This is a genomic window from Gilliamella sp. Imp1-1, from assembly GCF_001690415.1.
Taxonomy (GTDB): domain Bacteria; phylum Pseudomonadota; class Gammaproteobacteria; order Enterobacterales; family Orbaceae; genus Gilliamella; species Gilliamella bombi.
Genome location: NZ_LZHK01000086.1, coordinates 1 through 17,544, shown reverse-complemented (window position 1 = coordinate 17,544; position 17,544 = coordinate 1). Strand labels below are relative to the sequence as shown.

Annotated in this window: 17 protein-coding genes and 1 pseudogene; 12 read left to right on the top strand and 6 right to left on the bottom strand. The window is 35.2% G+C overall.

Annotated features, from left to right (window positions below; translation table 11 throughout):
• Window positions 1-6 precede the first annotated feature (6 nt).
• Complete coding sequence (aspS, locus tag A9G38_RS07465) at window positions 7-1,764, bottom strand: aspartate--tRNA ligase (protein WP_034912388.1); 1,758 nt, start codon at window positions 1,762-1,764, stop codon at window positions 7-9.
• Between the two features lie 284 nt (window positions 1,765-2,048).
• Between aspS and A9G38_RS07460 the strand changes: the two are divergent.
• The 10 genes and pseudogenes from A9G38_RS07460 to ybaK all read left to right on the top strand — a co-directional run bounded on the left by A9G38_RS07460 (window position 2,049) and on the right by ybaK (window position 11,698).
• Window positions 2,049-2,541 (top strand): annotated as a pseudogene (locus A9G38_RS07460) (cysteine hydrolase family protein).
• Window positions 2,519-3,307 (top strand): DUF3100 domain-containing protein, encoded by a 789-nt coding sequence (locus tag A9G38_RS07455; RefSeq protein ID WP_034912385.1) that lies wholly within the window; start codon window positions 2,519-2,521, stop codon window positions 3,305-3,307. Before A9G38_RS07460 ends, A9G38_RS07455 begins: the two are co-directional and overlap by 23 nt.
• Window positions 3,307-3,756, top strand: a complete 450-nt coding sequence (locus A9G38_RS07450) for a hypothetical protein (protein ID WP_034912382.1) — start codon at window positions 3,307-3,309, stop codon at window positions 3,754-3,756. Before A9G38_RS07455 ends, A9G38_RS07450 begins: the two co-directional genes overlap by 1 nt.
• Before the next feature lie 20 nt (window positions 3,757-3,776).
• On the top strand, window positions 3,777-5,096 hold the full coding sequence (locus A9G38_RS07445; protein ID WP_034912377.1) for an amidohydrolase: 1,320 nt from the start codon (window positions 3,777-3,779) through the stop codon (window positions 5,094-5,096).
• Window positions 5,097-5,177: 81 nt separating this feature from the next.
• Entirely contained in the window at window positions 5,178-5,951 is a 774-nt protein-coding gene (locus A9G38_RS07440; protein ID WP_034912372.1) for a molybdopterin-synthase adenylyltransferase MoeB, read from the top strand.
• On the top strand, window positions 5,948-6,904 hold the full coding sequence (gene dusC, locus A9G38_RS07435; RefSeq protein ID WP_034912366.1) for a tRNA dihydrouridine(16) synthase DusC: 957 nt from the start codon (window positions 5,948-5,950) through the stop codon (window positions 6,902-6,904). The genes A9G38_RS07440 and dusC overlap by 4 nt, the downstream gene beginning before the upstream one ends.
• Before the next feature lie 309 nt (window positions 6,905-7,213).
• Window positions 7,214-8,146: a glycine--tRNA ligase subunit alpha gene (gene glyQ / locus A9G38_RS07430; protein ID WP_034912362.1), complete on the top strand. Its 933-nt coding sequence runs from the start codon at window positions 7,214-7,216 to the stop codon at window positions 8,144-8,146.
• 10 nt (window positions 8,147-8,156) lie between these two features.
• Complete coding sequence (glyS, locus tag A9G38_RS07425) at window positions 8,157-10,229, top strand: glycine--tRNA ligase subunit beta (RefSeq protein ID WP_034912359.1); 2,073 nt, start codon at window positions 8,157-8,159, stop codon at window positions 10,227-10,229.
• 73 nt (window positions 10,230-10,302) lie between these two features.
• The gene (locus A9G38_RS07420) at window positions 10,303-11,121 is read left to right on the top strand and encodes a hypothetical protein (RefSeq protein ID WP_034912356.1); all 819 of its coding nucleotides are present in this window, start codon (window positions 10,303-10,305) and stop codon (window positions 11,119-11,121) included.
• Between the two features lie 91 nt (window positions 11,122-11,212).
• Window positions 11,213-11,698, top strand: a complete 486-nt coding sequence (gene ybaK, locus A9G38_RS07415; protein WP_034912354.1) for a Cys-tRNA(Pro) deacylase — start codon at window positions 11,213-11,215, stop codon at window positions 11,696-11,698.
• Window positions 11,699-11,869: 171 nt separating this feature from the next.
• Here the strand turns inward: ybaK and A9G38_RS07410 are convergent, their stop codons facing one another.
• The 4 genes from A9G38_RS07410 to A9G38_RS07395 all read right to left on the bottom strand — a co-directional run bounded on the left by A9G38_RS07410 (window position 11,870) and on the right by A9G38_RS07395 (window position 14,984).
• On the bottom strand, window positions 11,870-12,142 hold the full coding sequence (locus A9G38_RS07410) for an HU family DNA-binding protein (protein WP_034912351.1): 273 nt from the start codon (window positions 12,140-12,142) through the stop codon (window positions 11,870-11,872).
• A gap of 173 nt (window positions 12,143-12,315) precedes the next feature.
• Window positions 12,316-12,918, bottom strand: coding sequence for a YjaG family protein (locus A9G38_RS07405; RefSeq protein WP_034912347.1), 603 nt, complete (start codon window positions 12,916-12,918; stop codon window positions 12,316-12,318).
• Complete coding sequence (gene hemE, locus A9G38_RS07400) at window positions 12,911-13,984, bottom strand: uroporphyrinogen decarboxylase (RefSeq protein WP_034912343.1); 1,074 nt, start codon at window positions 13,982-13,984, stop codon at window positions 12,911-12,913. Before hemE ends, A9G38_RS07405 begins: the two co-directional genes overlap by 8 nt.
• A gap of 106 nt (window positions 13,985-14,090) precedes the next feature.
• Window positions 14,091-14,984: a LysR family transcriptional regulator ArgP gene (locus tag A9G38_RS07395; protein ID WP_034912338.1), complete on the bottom strand. Its 894-nt coding sequence runs from the start codon at window positions 14,982-14,984 to the stop codon at window positions 14,091-14,093.
• Between the two features lie 208 nt (window positions 14,985-15,192).
• Here A9G38_RS07395 and rpiA point away from each other — a divergent pair, with 208 nt between their 5' ends.
• Window positions 15,193-15,849 carry a ribose-5-phosphate isomerase RpiA gene (gene rpiA, locus A9G38_RS07390; RefSeq protein WP_034912331.1) on the top strand — a complete coding sequence of 219 codons (657 nt, stop codon included), beginning with the start codon at window positions 15,193-15,195 and terminating at the stop codon, window positions 15,847-15,849.
• A 79-nt stretch (window positions 15,850-15,928) separates the two neighbouring features.
• Entirely contained in the window at window positions 15,929-17,170 is a 1,242-nt protein-coding gene (gene serA, locus A9G38_RS07385) for a phosphoglycerate dehydrogenase (RefSeq protein ID WP_034912326.1), read from the top strand.
• 110 nt (window positions 17,171-17,280) lie between these two features.
• Here the strand turns inward: serA and A9G38_RS12285 are convergent.
• On the bottom strand, window positions 17,281-17,544 hold a 264-nt coding region (locus A9G38_RS12285; RefSeq protein WP_176713214.1), incomplete at its 5' end, for a transposase.

The following is a 17,544-nucleotide window of genomic DNA, read 5'->3' as shown; positions in this document are numbered from 1 at the left end:
ATATCACTATTTTTTATTTACTTCAATACCAAGTTCAGTCAATGCTGCAATATTGGCTGGGCTTGGAGCATCAGTAAGTAAACAAGCTGCTGCTGTAGTTTTAGGAAACGCTATCACATCGCGAATATTATCCGTTCCAGTTAATAACATACTTAATCGATCTAATCCAAATGCCAATCCTGCATGAGGAGGTGTACCATATTTTAATGCATCAAGTAAAAAGCCAAATTTCTCACGTTGATCATGTTCATTAATACCTAAAATTGAAAAGACGGCTTGTTGCATTTCGCTACGGTGAATACGAACCGATCCACCACCAACCTCATAACCATTGATTACCATATCATAAGCATTTGCAACAGCATTTTCAGGATTATTCAGAAGTTCTTCTGGTGTATAATCTTTTGGTGACGTAAATGGATGATGCATAGCACTTAAACCTTCATCTGTTTCTTCAAACATCGGGAAATCAATAACCCAAAGTACAGCCCATTTACTTTCATCGGTTAAACCTAAATCTTTACCAACCTTTAAACGTAAAGCCCCTAACGCATCACTCACTACTTTATAGCTATCGGCACCAAATAATAAAATATCACCATCTTTAGCATTGGCACGATTAAGCAGTGCTTCCATTTGCAATTCATTAAAGAATTTAGCAACTGGGCTTTGTACACCTTCTAACCCTTTGCAACGTTCATTAACTTTAATCCAAGCCATACCTTTTGCGCCGTAAACTGAAATGAATTGCGTATATTCATCAAGTTGTTTACGTGTTAATTGTGCTCCGTTTGGAACACAAAGCAATGCAACGCGTCCTTTCGGATCGTTAGCTGGTGTTGAAAACACTTTAAAATCAACATCTTTAACCAAGTCAGCCACATCAATAATTTCAAGCGGATTACGCAGATCAGGCTTATCACTTCCAAAGCGACGCATCGCTTCAGCAAAAGTCATAATAGGAAACTTACCTAAATCCACATTTTTCACATGTAACCAAAGCTCACGAATCATCTTCTCCATAACATCACGCACTTGCTCTGCTGTCATAAATGAAGTTTCAACATCGATTTGCGTAAACTCAGGTTGACGATCGGCTCTTAAATCTTCATCGCGAAAACATTTTACAATTTGATAATAACGGTCGAATCCTGACATCATTAGCAATTGTTTAAATAATTGTGGCGATTGTGGCAGCGCATAAAACTCACCTTTATGAATTCGACTTGGAACCAAGTAATCTCGTGCGCCCTCAGGAGTTGCTTTGGTTAACATTGGTGTCTCAATATCTAAAAAACCATGTTCGTTCATAAATGAACGAACAAATGCGGTAATTTTAGCTCGCGTTTTAAAGATCGTTGCCATTTCAGGGCGACGCAAGTCAATATAACGATATTTTAGACGTTGCTCTTCACTGTTGTTTTGATTGAAATCAAGAGGCAATACATCGCTACGGTTAAATATTTTCAATTCAGTTGCCAAAATTTCAACCTCTCCGGTTGCCATATCTTTATTGATTTGACCTTCCGGACGAGCTCTTACTTTGCCTTTAATTTGGATACAAAATTCATTACGAAGTTCACCAGCAAGTTGATATGCTTGTTGATAATCAGGATCAAAAAAAACTTGTACAATACCTTCACGATCACGCATATCGATAAAAATCATACCGCCTAAGTCTCGGCGTTTATTGACCCAACCACATAATGTTACTTCTTGATTAATATAACTTGCATTGAGTTGTCCGCAATAAATTGTTCTCATTAAAATATCCTGTGTACTATTAGCAAAATAATAATTATTATAGAGCAATTTATCAGGGTATAAAGACCATGATTTAAAATAATTTTCATTTAATTTATTTATAGTTAGTTTTTGATAATAAATTTACTTTATAAAAGTTTTTATAAAATAAATTAAATTCAAAAAGATACCAATTAGATCTTAATTTTATAAAAAATATAATCAAATTACTTATTGAAAATAACTTGTCATATCAAATATTTATTAATAAGCTTTAATATTATTTAATAGTTTATTTACTTGATATGAAAGCGTTAATTTCAATTGATTATACGAATGATTTTGTTGCTGATAATGGAGCTTTAACTACAGGCCTAGCTGGTCAAAAAATTGAAGCAGAAATGCTAAACGTAGCAGAATCATTTATAAAAAATAATAATTTTGTCGTTTTTGCTATCGATTCTAATGACCCTTCTGATAGATTTCACCCTGAATATTCTCTTTTTCCGCCTCATAATATAATTGGTACTTTAGTACAACAATTATTTGGTAGTTTAAATAACCTTTATCAAAAATATAAAAATACTAATCATATCTATTGGATAAATAAGCGCCACTATTCAGCTTTTTGCGAGACGGATCTTGATTTACGATTACGCGAAAAATGCTGTAACCAGCGTTGATCCAATCGGTCATCAATGGGCTTTAGATCATTTTAAAAATACATTAGGGCAACGATACTTTAAAAATATTTTAAATAAATTAAGGAGTAAGAATGAAAGTTTTACGAGATTATAAAGTGCATTTACTTGCATTAGTCGTTGTTTTGGCATGTGAGTTTATCGGTAAGCAGTCTATTTGGATTATCGCAGTGTATCCGATGTTATACGCCATGATCATTGGTGGAGTAATAAGTGTTCCCAAATTAAAGATATTAAAACTAAACAATATGAATAATGCCAGCGCCATTATGATTGTAACTTTGATGTTACTTATTGCCAAGCTTGGCGTTTCTGTCGGTCCTAAGATTGATATGATTCTAAAAGATGCTAAGTTAGCATTAATTTTTCAGGAATTAGGCCATTTTGCTGGTACGATTTTATTGGGTTTGCCACTAGCAATGATATTAGGCATGAAACGTGAAGCTGTAGGTGCAACTTATTCTGTTGCTCGCGAACCGAATATAGCAATTGTTGCAGATAAATATGGATTGGATTCCGCTGAAGGTCGAGGCGTTATGGCGATGTATGTTTGTGGCACACTTTATGGCGCTATTTGGATGAGTATACTAGCCAGTGTGATGGCAAAACTAGATATTCTCCATCCTTATGCTTTAGCCATGGGAGCTGGGGTTGGAAGTGGTAGTATGATGGCGGCATCACTTGCTCCAATAAGTGACCTTTATCCAGAAATGGCTAGTGAAATCAAAGCCTATGCAACAACAGCAAACTTAATGTCGAGTGTTGTTGGCATTTATATTTATACATTATTTTCACTACCATTTGCCTCTTTCTTATATAACATTTTTTCGCGTTTACGACGTAACAAAGAAGGAGCACTATAATGAAAAGTTTAGAAACAATATTTTTACTGATCTTAGTTGCCATTATTATGGCTGCTGGTAATACAGTAGGTTACAAAATTGATTTTATACTGTCATTAGAAGCGTTATCAATTTTAGTTGTTATATCAATTGTTGGCTATTTTGTTGGCAAAATTCCAGTATTAAACAAATTTCCGGTCATTTTATGGGTATCAATTGTAGCCGCAGTGGCTTCATCACCTATTTTCCCTTTTCATGAACAAGTTGTTTCACTGACTGACAAGGTGTCTTTATTGGCGGTTTGTACCCCAGTGCTTGCTTATGCTGGATTGGCTATTGGTAAAGATTTAGCATTATTTAAAAGTATCTCATGGCGAATTATTCCTGTTTCATTAGCTGTATTTTCAGGCACTTTTATTTTGGCAGCGATCATTGCTCAAATCACCTTGCATTGGGAAGGTGTTATCTAATTTAAACTAGGATTTAATTTATGACAAAAGAAGAACTTAAAAAAAAGGTTTGTAGTGCAATTGCAAACCGTAAAGCTGATATTAAAGCAATTGCTGAATCAATTTGGGCAGAACCTGAACTTGGTTATAAAGAACACAAAACAGCCAAAAAAGTTGAGCAAACTTTTGAAAAACTAGGTGTTCCATTTAAAAATAAATTAGCAATAACAGGAGTAAAAGGTCGTTTAAAAGGAGGAAAAGGTAGCAACTATAGCATTGCCGTTATCGGCGAGCTTGATGCTATTATTTGTGCAGATCACCCTGCTGCTGACGAAACATCTGGTGCTGCGCACTGCTGTGGACATAATGCTCAAATTGCCAATATGATGGCAGTAACGATAGGATTAATTGATTCAGGGGCTATGCAATTTTTAGCTGGCGATGTCGTACCATTTGCCGTTCCAGCAGAAGAATATGTTGAAATAACTTATCGAAATCGCTTAATAGAAGAAGGTAAAATCAAATATATTGGTGGCAAACCAGAGTTAATTTCACGTGGCGAGTTTGACGATATTGATATGGCATTACAAATACATTTAACTAGTGTACCTAATGAACGTCAAAATGGTTTTATCGAAATATCAACAACTAGCAATGGTTTCATCGGAAAATTAATTAAATATAAAGGTGAGGCAGCACATGCAGCTGCAGCGCCTCATGCTGGCGTCAATGCCTTAAATGCTGCGATGATGGGAATGATGGGGGTGCATGCTATTCGTGAAACATTTCAAGAAAAAGACTACATTAGATTCCATCCAATTATTACCCAAGGTGGTGATTTAGTTAATGTAGTTCCAAGCGATGTCAGAATGGAAAGCTATGTGCGCGCAAGCAATGTGCCAGCCATGATTGATGCCAATGAGCGAATAAATCAAGCATTAAAAGCTGGAGCAATGGCTGTTGGGGCAACGTGTGAAATTAAAGATCTACCAGGTTATTTACCTTTGCAAAACAACCCAACACTTAATGACTTTTTACAAAGTAATGCACAAGATCTAATTGGTGCTGATAATGTTTGGATTGCGCCTCATATGACAGGTAGTACGGATACTGGAGATTTATCTCACATTATGCCTGTTAGCCACCCATGGATTGGTTCAGTTCGAGGTGTTTTACATGGTAAAGATTATACGGTATTTGATGAAGAAATGGCTTACATCCGTCCTGCGCAAATGATGGCATGTACAATTATTGATTTACTTTATGATGATGCCAAACCTGCACAGAAGCTGATGTCAGAATATAAACCACTAATGACCAAAGAGGAATATTTAACCTTTCTATCTGGCTTTGACAAATAATCTTAATAGCTTGGCATATTGTTGTGCCAAGTTTCTGTTATAATGCTTTTTCATAATTAATCACAATAATAATCGCACAATATGCTAGAACTTACTGATCAAGAATTGTTTCGTTATGATAGACAAATCACATTGCGTGATTTCGATATTGATAAACAGCAAATATTGAAAAACAGTTCAGCACTGATCATTGGTTTAGGCGGACTTGGTTGCGCTGCATCACTCTATTTAGCCGCATCAGGTTTAGGCAAATTAACGTTAGTTGATTTTGACACCATATCAAAATCCAACTTAAATCGACAAATCTTATATACCGAAAGCTTTATTAATCAATACAAAGTCGAGGTGGCAAAAGAGACCTTAACCAATATAAATGCCAATACGTTAATTGAAACAGTAAATCAGCGACTTGATGATAATAAGCTTATTTCACTTATTAAACAACATGATATTGTCATAGACTGTACGGATAACCTAGTGACACGAGAGCAAATTAACCGCTGTTGCTTTCAAGTAAAAAAAACGTTAGTTTCTGGAGCGGCAATCCGTATGGAGGGGTTATTAAGTGTATTTACATACCAACCTAATGAACCTTGTTATCACTGTTTAAGTCGCTTATTTGGTAAAGATCAACTCACTTGTGTTGAGACCGGCGTCATGGCTCCGCTTGTTGGAATGTTTGGTTCCATGCAAGCCTTAGAAGCGATAAAAGTGTTAACTCAATATGGAAAACCATTAATTGGTCGTGTATTAATGATTGATACAATGACAATGGAGTTTAGCCAAGTTAAATTTACCAAACAACCTAATTGTCCTGTTTGTGGTAATGGTAATACCAATCAGGTTTCTCAATGAAAATTAATCGAATTATTTTAGCTCCTATGGAGGGAGTACTTGATTATCAAGTCAGACAACTTTTAACTGAAATTAACCAATTTGATTATTGTGTTACAGAATTTATCAGAGTGACCAATCACAAATTATCAAATAGGACTTTCTATCGCCTATGTCCTGAACTTTACAATAATGGAAAAACCAAATCTGGCACGCCAGTTCGTGTCCAAATTTTAGGACAGTCGCCAGAGTGGATGGCTGAAAATGCCGTTAAAGCTATCGAATTAGGTTCTTATGGCATAGATATCAATTTTGGTTGCCCTGCCAAAACTGTAGTTGGCAGCCATGGTGGCGCTTATTTATTACAATATCCAGAGCAGATATTTAATATTATCAGCCAAGTACGACAAGCTATAGGTGCAACAAATAAATTATCAGTCAAAATTCGCTTAGGTTGGGATAATAAATCACATTGCCACGAAATTGCCAACGCAATTGAACTTGCCGGAGCCAACGAAATAGCAATTCACGGAAGGACCAAAGAAGACGGCTATAAAACTGAAAAAATAGATTGGCAAACAATAGGCCAAATCAAACAGCACTTAAAAACTCCTGTTATTGCTAATGGTGAAATTTTCTCTATTGCAGATGCAGAAAATTGCATAAGCCAAAGCCAAACTAATGACATTATGCTAGGGCGAGGTATTTTAACTATTCCAAACCTAGCTAATATGATTCGAACTAAACAGTCAGCATTAAATTGGCAACAAGTGATGGAAATTTTAATTCACTATGCAACATCATCTATTGATAATGCTAAACCTCTTTATCACTCTGCTCGCATCAAACAATGGCTTGCTTATTTAAAACAGCACTATGTTCAAGCGTCAGAAATATTACAAAACATTAGAACACTCAAATCACAACAAGAAATTTGTCAATTTTTAACTAATGGCAACAAAAATAATACATAAAAATCGAGGATATTTTGCCAACGATTAAATAAGCTAAATAACATATTACTAATAAAATATAGTCTATTCATTTGATATTAAACGATTAATTAATGTTAATCAGAAAAGGTTATATGTTGTCCTACTTTTCCATAAAAAACGTTCAGGTAGAGTATTGATTTTATTTTATTTTTATTTTTGTAGAAAAATCAATTATTTATTCAATATTAGGCAGAGCCTGATTAGGCATTTCACAAGTATTGATAAAAAGTATAATATATAGCACTATTTAAATTATCGAAATATCAATTCAACCATAAAGATAACATCATGCAAAAGTTTAATGTCAAAACCTTTCAGGGGTTAATTCTTACGTTACAAGACTACTGGGCTAATCAGGGATGCACTGTGATTCAGCCTTTGGATATGGAAGTTGGTGCGGGGACATCTCACCCAATGACTTGCCTACGAGCGCTGGGGCCAGAACCTATTAATGCGGCTTATGTTCAACCATCACGTCGCCCAACCGATGGCCGCTATGGTGAGAACCCAAATAGGCTTCAGCATTATTACCAATTTCAAGTTATCTTAAAACCTTCTCCTGATAATATTCAAGAGCTTTATTTAGGTTCGTTAAAACAATTAGGTCTTGACCCAACTGTTAATGATATCCGTTTTGTTGAAGATAATTGGGAAAACCCAACCCTTGGTGCTTGGGGGCTTGGATGGGAAGTTTGGTTAAATGGTATGGAAGTAACCCAATTTACTTACTTTCAACAAGTTGGTGGGCTTGAATGTAAGCCAGTTACTGGTGAAATCACTTATGGACTTGAACGCTTAGCAATGTATATTCAAGGCGTGGATAGTGTTTATGATTTGGTTTGGAGTGATGGTGCATTTGGTAAAACAACTTATGGCGATGTGTTTCATCAAAACGAAGTTGAGCAGTCCACTTATAATTTTGAATATGCAAATGTTGAATTTTTATTTTATTGTTTTGAACAACACGAAAAAGAAGCCAAGTTTTTGCTTGAGTTAGAAAAACCACTGCCACTACCCGCTTATGAACGCATCTTAAAAGCGGCCCACTGTTTTAATTTACTTGATGCTCGTAAAGCAATTTCAGTAACTGAGCGACAACGTTATATTTTGCGCATCAGAACATTAACCAAAATGGTGGCAGAAGCCTATTACGCATCTCGCGAAGCTCTTGGCTTCCCTATGTGCCAAAATTCACAATCTAACGAAAGTGCATCAAAGTAGGAATTAGAAGATTATGCAAAAAACATTTTTAGTGGAAATTGGTACCGAAGAGTTACCACCAAAATCACTCCGCACGTTAGCAGAAAGCTTTGCGGCTAATTTTATACAGCAGCTTGATAATGCCAATTTAGAACATGGTGAGGTGCTTTGGTATGCATCGCCTCGTCGTTTAGCATTAAAAGTTTTGAATTTGAATGATACGCAACCCGATAGTCAAATAGTTAAACGTGGTCCTGCGGTCAGCGCAGCCTTTGATGCCAATGGCAATGCAACTAAAGCTGCTGAAGGTTGGGCTCGTGGTTGTGGTATTACAGTTGATCAGGCTGAGCGTATACAAACCGATAAAGGTGAATGGCTTTCTTATACTCAAAATCAAAAAGGTCAGCCAGTTGTTAATTTGTTATGTGATATGGTTAAAACCGCATTAAGTAAATTACCTATCCCTAAACCAATGCGTTGGGCAGCTCGTCAAGTTGAATTTATTCGTCCATGTCATACTGTTACTATGTTGTATGGTGATGAGCTTGTGCCTGGTACGATTTTAGAGATTAAATCAGATCGCATTATTCGTGGCCATCGTTTTATGGGTGAGCAAGAGTTCACTATTGATAATGCAGACCAGTATCCTGAAATTTTGGAACAACGCGGTAAAGTAATTGCTGACTACGATAAACGTAAATCTATTATTAAACAACAAGCTGAAGAAGAAGCTGCAAAATTAAATGGTAAAGCGGATTTAACAGATAATTTGCTTGAAGAAGTTTCATCTCTAGTTGAATGGCCTGTTGTGTTAACTGCTAAATTTGAGGAGCGATTTTTAGAGGTTCCTGCTGAATCATTGGTTTATACCATGAAAGGCGATCAAAAATACTTTCCTGTTTATGATAAACAAGGCAAATTATTACCAAACTTTATTTTTGTGGCTAATATTGAGTCAAAAGATCCACAAGTTGTAATTTCGGGTAATGAGAAAGTAGTTCGCCCTCGCCTTGCCGATGCTGAATTCTTTTATCAAACTGATTTAAAACAACGTTTAGAAGACCGTTTGCCTCGCCTTGAAACAGTTTTATTTCAGCAACAGCTTGGAACAGTTAAGGATAAAGCAATTCGCATAGAGTCGTTATCTGGCTTTATTGCCGATAAAATTGGGGCTGATGTTGAGCAAGCCAAACGAGCGGGCAAATTAACAAAATGCGATTTAGTGACTAATACTGTTTTTGAATTCCCTGAAACACAAGGTATTATGGGGCGTTATTTGGCCCTTAAAGATGGCGAAAGTATTGAAGTTGCAACCGCCATTGAAGAACAATATAAACCGCGTTTTGCTGGTGATGAATTACCAAGTACTGCTGTTTCTTGTTCAGTGTCTATCGCTGAAAAATTGGATACTTTAGCCGGCATTTTTGGTATTGGTCAGCATCCTAAAGGTGATAAAGATCCTTTTGCATTGCGTCGCGCGGCTATTGGTGTTTTACGTATTATTGTTGAAAAGGCACTGCCTTTAGATCTAGTTGAATTAGCCAATTATGCCACATCATTATATGGCGATAAGCTTAATAATAAAAACATAGTTGACGATATTGTTAATTTTATGCAGGGTCGTTTCCGAGCTTGGTATCAAGAACAAGGCTTTGCAATTGATACGATTCAAGCAGTTTTAGCACTTAATCCAACTAAACCCGCTGATTTTGATGCACGCGTTAAGGCAGTCACTCACTTTAGAACCTTGCCCGAAGCCTCGTCATTAGCCGAAGCTAATAAGCGAGTGTCAAATATTTTATCTAAAGTTGAGGTTACTATTCCTGAGCAGATCAATGCAGCCTTGCTAGAAGCAGGTGCTGAAGGCGAGTTAGCTAAAAAATTGGCGATTTTAACCAATAAACTTTCACCTTACTTTAGTGAAAGCCGTTATCAAGATGCGTTAATTGAATTATCGTCATTAAAAGAGACGGTGAATGCATTTTTTGATTCAGTCATGGTTATGGTTGACAATGAAGAGATTAGACTTAATCGATTAGCGCTTTTGAAAAAGCTACAAAACTTATTCTTGAAAGTAGCTGATATTTCATTATTGCAAGCTTAATTTACGAATTTAATCATTCAAAAATAATAGTGGTAACTAAGCCAGTTACCACATATAAGGAACTTACATAGAAATGCAAAAAAAAATCTCTTTTTCTTTAACTTTTACACAAACTCGCAATTTTATTCGTAATCGCATTACGCAATTTGTTCTTGTTAGTCTAACGCTAGCTTTAATTCATACGTTTTTTAATTCTTTCTTTGACAAACAAAATCTAGCCGAACAAATCTATTTTTCACGAAATTTAACTAACTATGTTTTATTCGTGATGTTGGCATTACTAATTGGAATTATTTCAAAAGCAATTAGTATAGCAACAATTTCTAACCTTTATATCAGCGATAAACTTAATTTAAATCTATTACTGTCTAAAGCGTTATCAAATACATTAAAAATTATTCTTTTTTATCTTATCATTGGTGTCTTTATATTTTTAGTCTCATTTATGTTATCTATAGTGCTTATTAGTTTAAATTTACTTTTACCTAAAGCACTTATTTTTATATTAATTTTTTTAGTACTACTGATTCCAATCCTGATTTTAATTATTTTTTGTAACTTCTTTTTTGCTTCGCTGGTTGAACCTGGTCAAAACAATATTCTTGACTCACTTTCATTAAGCATTCAGTTATCAAAAACACAGTGGCGCTCAGCTATTTTGATGGTATTAATTTACCTAGCATTTGTGATGGTTTTTGCTCAATTAGCTATTGCGTTCGATAATGACAATTTTGTCCTTGATACAATCTTCTCTTTCTGTAGTATCTTTTTTGATATTTTTGTTACTAGCTTTTTCTATCGTCTTTATACGCTGGCAAATAATTCCTCTAACTCAGTAGCACCACCTAACAGTGATAATAAAAATCAAGAAGACCACAAATTAATTCTTTAATTGTTATTCATTTCCTTACCAACTCTATTTTGGTAAGGATATCATTTGCCATATACTATTTTGATTTAACTAAATCTATTGGATATAAGCTATGACTCCAGCAATTGATTTACTTAAAAAGTTAAAAATAAAATTTAATATCCACCAATATAAACACGATCCCAACCAAACTAACTATGGGCAAGAAGCGGTTGATAAACTTGATCCCAGTTTGAATGTTACAGCAGCACAGGTATTTAAAACCTTGGTTGTGAGTTTAAACGGTAATAATAAGACGTTAGCGGTTTGTGTATTGCCTGTCGATAGTCATTTGGATCTTAAAAAAGTCGCAAAAGCACTAAAATGTAAAAAAATAGATTTAGCTGATCCTAATTTAGCTCAAAAGGTAACAGGTTATTTGGTGGGAGGAATTAGTCCACTCGGTCAAAAGCAAAAACTACCCACACTCATTGATTTAAGTGCAAGTGAGCACGCGACAATGTTTATATCAGGCGGGCGAAGAGGATTAGAAATAGAAATTGCGCCTCAAGATTTGATTGATATATTACAAGCGAAATGGGTTGAAATAACCACTTAAAATTATTAATAATATAATACTAATTTGGTTCTAATACTACTTATAAACAAGATGGAAAAGTGAAGGCAATTGTCTTAAAACAATGTATTTTTATTGAGATGATAAGGTCATAAGGCTATACCCTATGACCTAATACTTCTATCAATCAAGTTGACAGTAAGAAAGAGCAACTTATTTGATTGCTTCTTTTAAAGTTTTACCTGATACGAATGCAGGTACTTTACTTGCTGCAATTTTAATTTCTTTACCAGTTTTTGGATTACGACCAGTACGAGCTTTACGAGAATTAACTTTAAATGTACCAAAACCAACTAATTGAACTGGCTCACCAGCTTTCAATGATTCAGTAATAGCGGCTAATGTAGCTTCCAACGCCGTTTTTGCAGCTACTTTGGTAATATCAGCTTTGCTAGCAATAGCGTCAACAAGTTCTGTTTTATTCATGGGTATATCCTTACATATTATTTTATTGTTAAAGTTAACATTATAAACGAAGATAAAACTTAATATTCTAGCTTCGTTACTGTAAACGTTGCTTAGATTACATTGCTGTTAAATGTAGTCTATATTTGTCCAATATTAAAGAAAAATTTAATAAAAATTTTAAAAATTACACTTTAAACGCCTTGATAGCTCAAAAAAACACCAATATTGCTAGTTCCCGCTGCTCGAATTTCATCTTTCAAGCCTTTTATCAACTCATTCATTTCATTATTTTCTTCGCGTAGCAATCGAAATATTTCCCACTGCAAATCAAATTCATCAATAACACTAGGTAAAGTTTGCTGTTCATCTTCTGAAAGAGTAACATTTGTTCTGGTCATTTCAAATTCAGCAATAGTAGTTGCTGATATACTACTGACTTTAGCGGTATGTTCGGCGATTTCACCACTCAAGTAAGAGTGCAAAACTTCGCCAAGCGCATGACAAGCATCAATGGCAGGATAAACCATATAAGGACTGTCATCTGTTACAGTTGGAATAATGAGTTCTAATTTTTCAAGCTGTAAATCAAAATTGATTTTTACATCTTCAACTAATAGCGATTCCCAAACTAAATCTAGTATTTTTTTGTAATTTTTAGCATCATCTTCATTTTGTTGTTGATGACAATAAAAAACAAAGTTGGGATACATTCGTTCGCATAAGCAGACCATAAATAGACGTTGTTTCCATTGTGGTAACTTTTCTAGCCTTAATTGAACAGGATTTTTAATCATGATGAAACCTTTTTGACAGTCGATGTACCGCTTCAATCAAATGCTGTACATTCTCTACAGGGATATCTTGGTGAATACCATGCCCTAAATTAAAAACATGCCCATTGTGATAGCCATATTCATTAAGAACGGCCTCTACGTTAGATTCAATTGTTTGCTTTCTTGCATATAAAACGGAAGGATCTAAATTCCCTTGTACTGCTATTTTCCCTTTTTGAGTAATCTGGCTTAAATTTACAGTCCAGTCCACTCCCACCGCATCACAACCAGTATTAATAATACGATCAAGCCATATTCCTCCTCCTTTAGTAAATAAAGTAACAGGAATGTACGAGGTTATATCTTGACTTTTTTTACCTTGTTTTAATTGCGATAAGATCTGTTGCATATAGTCAAGTGAAAATGTTTGATAGCTTTGATGACTTAATACGCCGCCCCAAGTATCAAAAATCATAATCGATTGTGCTCCCGCTTGAATTTGTGCATTTAAATATAATGCGATACTGTTTGCGAGTTTTTCAAGTAGTTGATGCAACGCTTTGGGCTCACTATAAAGCATCTTTTTAATTTTGGTGAATGCTTTGCTACTGCCTCCTTCAATCATGTAGGTGGCTAGTGTCCATGGGCTTCCCGAAAAACCAATTAGTGGAACTTTACCATTGAGTTCTTTTTTTGTTAATCGAATCGCATCCATCACATATTTAAGTGATTGCTCTGGATCTGGGATGGGTAATTGTTCAATATCTGATATGCAAGATATCGATTTTTTAAATTTAGGTCCTTCACCCGATTCAAAATATAAGCCAAGCCCCATAGCATCAGGGATTGTTAAAATATCAGAAAAAATAATAGCAGCATCAAGCTCAAATCGTTGTAATGGTTGTAAGGTGACCTCACAAGCTAATTCTGGCGTTTGACACATCGTCATAAAATCACCCGCTTTTGACCTTAATTGACGATACTCAGGTAAATAACGACCAGCCTGTCGCATCATCCAAACTGGTGTATAGTCTGCAGGCAAACATTGTAAAGCTCGTAAATAACGATCATTTTTTAATTGGCTCATATCTTCAGCTCTTTAAATATAGACTTTATTTTGTTAAAAAGTTTCAGGTAAGTATGTGTTTCAGTATAAAAATCACTTAATATATTTATTCTTTGTGATCTAAATCCTAAGGCTGTGATAATGTTTGTTGTGCATAACGAATCAAGGTTTCAGAGATGTTTTGCATTACACTACTTTCAGGAGCAAAACGATGCCAATATAGCATACGTCTTTGATATAACCCATCAGTTAAGTTAATTAATTCACCATTTTTTAATTCTTGCTCAACTTGCAACTTTGGTAACATACAGCATGCCGAACCTTGTTTAGCTAATTGCACAAAAGCTTCAGATGAACTAGTGATATGGCAAATTACACTGCCTGGCGTAAGGTTAAAGTTTTCTTGTAAGAAGGCTTGATGCATATCATCTAAATGATCGAATGCAACAGCAGGCGCTTTTAATAAAGATGATCGAGTCACCCCAGTTGGAAAGTACTTTTTAGCAAAATCAGGTGAAGCCACAAAAATATAGTCTAAAGCACCTAATAAATCAGACAAGCAACCTGGTAAAGGATTAGCTTGAATGCTAATCGCACCAACCACAGTCCCTAAACGCAATAATTCTAACGTATGTTCTTCATCTTTGACTTGAATATCAAAACGTAAGATATTTTTATCTAAAACTGGTTTTAACGCAGGTAAAAACCAAGTTGCTAAAGAATCAGCATTAATCGCAATAGATAACGACAGCGGTGTGGCATTTTGCTCGTTATCACCTAACCATTGCTGTTCTAATAATTCAACTTGATGTAATAAACCAAGCAGGTGCTCACCTTGTTTGGTTGCTTTCGGAGGAATGGTCCTAACTAGCAGTTGTTGACCAAAAAAGCTTTCTAATTGTTTGATACGTTGCGAAACTGCTGGTTGTGTAATACACAATTTATCAGCAGCTCTTTCAAATCCTCGTTCCTTTATCACCGCATCTAATGCTTGTAATGCTCTATAATCTGGACGCTTCATAATCTCTTTATTAATAATTTGATCATTGCTCAAATATTAAATCTACTTTAATATCGTAATAAGTTTTAAATATATCACAAAGTTGATTTAATTCTTAAAATCCTAATGATTTTTGCTTTCTAATTGGGTACTATGCCATATCTTCAACAATTTTGCTTTCAAAATTTTATTTTTTTAAGAAAAATTATCCTCAAAATAGGGGGTTCTTATGACACAAGACGAATTAAAAAAAGCCGTAGGTTGGTCAGCCTTAAAATTTATCAAACCCGATTCTTTTATTGGTGTAGGAACAGGCTCCACCGCATCCCATTTTATTGATGCATTAGCTACAATAAAAGATCAAATCAAAGGCACTGTATCTAGTTCGGAAGTATCGACCCAAAAATTAAAAAACTATGGTATTCCTGTTCTCGATTGTAATGAAGTCGATTGTTTGGATGTCTATGTTGATGGTGCAGATGAAATTAATCACCAATTGCAAATGATTAAAGGAGGTGGTGCAGCTTTAACACGCGAAAAAATTGTTTCAGCCATTGCTAAACAATTTATTTGTATTGTTGATGAATCAAAAGTTGTTGATGTATTAGGTAAATTCCCATTACCGGTTGAAGTGATCCCAATGGCACGTTCCTATGTTGCTCGTGAGTTATATAAGCTGGGCGGTAAACCAATATATCGTCAAGGCGTTATAACCGATAATGGTAATGTGATTTTAGATGTTCATGATCTTGTCATTGCCAAACCAATGGAGCTTGAAAACCGAATTAATAACATTGCAGGTGTGGTTACTGTTGGATTATTTGCCAATAAAGGCGCTGATATTGCGCTTGTTGGATGCAGTACGGGTGTAAAAGAGCTGAGATAAAATCATTTACTACAATAAAGTTAATAATGGTATTTAGTTATAGGTACCAATTTGTATGCTGAAGGAAAGAGAGGAAATAATGGTTATTCAAACTTTAACCAAAGATGAAAATAAGTTTTTATTACTTGAGGGAGTTCACCCTAGCGCAATTGAAATATTAAAATCCGCCGGCTTTACCGATATTGAATATCATAAAAGCGCATTATCACCTGAAGAACTTAAGCAAGCTCTGAAAGATGTTCGGTTTATTGGGATCCGATCAAGAACACAATTAACTAAGGATATTATCGATTCTGCACCTAAACTTGCTGGCATTGGCTGTTTTTGTATAGGTACCAACCAAGTTGATCTTGATGCAGCGACAATAAAAGGGATTCCTGTTTTTAATGCACCATTTTCAAATACGCGATCTGTAGCAGAGCTAGTATTAGCCGAAGCAATATTATTACTTCGTCGAGTACCAGATGCAAATGCTAAAGCTCACCGTGGAAAATGGAATAAGATTGCGACGGGTTCACACGAAGCTCGTGGTAAAAATTTAGGTATTATTGGTTATGGGCATATTGGTAGCCAACTAAGTATTTTGGCTGAATCGTTAGGGATGAATGTTTATTTTTATGATATTGAAACAAAACTACCTTTGGGCAATGCTAAACAAGTTTCAACAATGAAAGAATTACTAGCAATAAGCGATATTGTTTCAATGCATGTACCAGAAAATCCAACAACCATCAAAATGATTAGTGATAACGAAATTGATGCAATGAAACAAGATGCAATTTTAATCAATGCTTCACGCGGTAAAGTTATCGATCTTAATGCTTTAACTAAAGCTTTAAAAACCAATAAACTCAGTGGGGCAGCTATTGATGTTTTTCCAACAGAGCCTGCTAGTAACAACGACCCTTTTGAATCTCCATTATGTCAATTTGATAATGTAATTATTACTCCGCATATCGGTGGTTCAACTAGCGAAGCACAAGAAAATATTGGGATTGAGGTCGCAAGTAAACTAGCTAAATATTCTAATACTGGTGCGACACTTTCAGCAGTTAATTTTCCTGAAGCCTCTTTACCTATTCCAGCTAAAGGCTCTAGTCGTTTTATTAATATTCATCGTAACCAACCTGGTGTTCTAACTGCTATCAATACGTTATTCGCTGAACAAGGGCTTAATATTTCAGCACAATATTTACAAACTGATCCTCAGATTGGTTATGTTGTTATTGATATCGATAGAGTTAAACAAAGTAAGGCTGAAGAATTGTTAGCTAAACTGAAAAACGTGCCAGGAACAATTCGTGCTAGATTGTTATTTTAAGGTGATAAGTCGGTACGCTTGTTAGCCGCTCAGCTTTAGCGGGTTTTTAATTTTGAGTAAATTAAATTTGTTTTGTTAGGGGCTGTTGATCTTTGCTGTACATAAATTACTCAACAATACATTGGCAGCCACATTAACATAAATGCCAGTGATACCATACTGGCATAATTCCTTTCTAACTTATCGTATCTAGTTGATATTGAACGATATTGCTTGATTCTAGCAAAGGCATTCTCGACTAAATGACGATAGCGATAAAGGCACCTATCCATACTGCTTTTATCTATATCCTTACCATAATTACGTTTAGCAATCACCGTTCGTCCGCCTTTTTGACGAACAAAGCACCGAAAAGGCTCGCTGTCATAACCTTT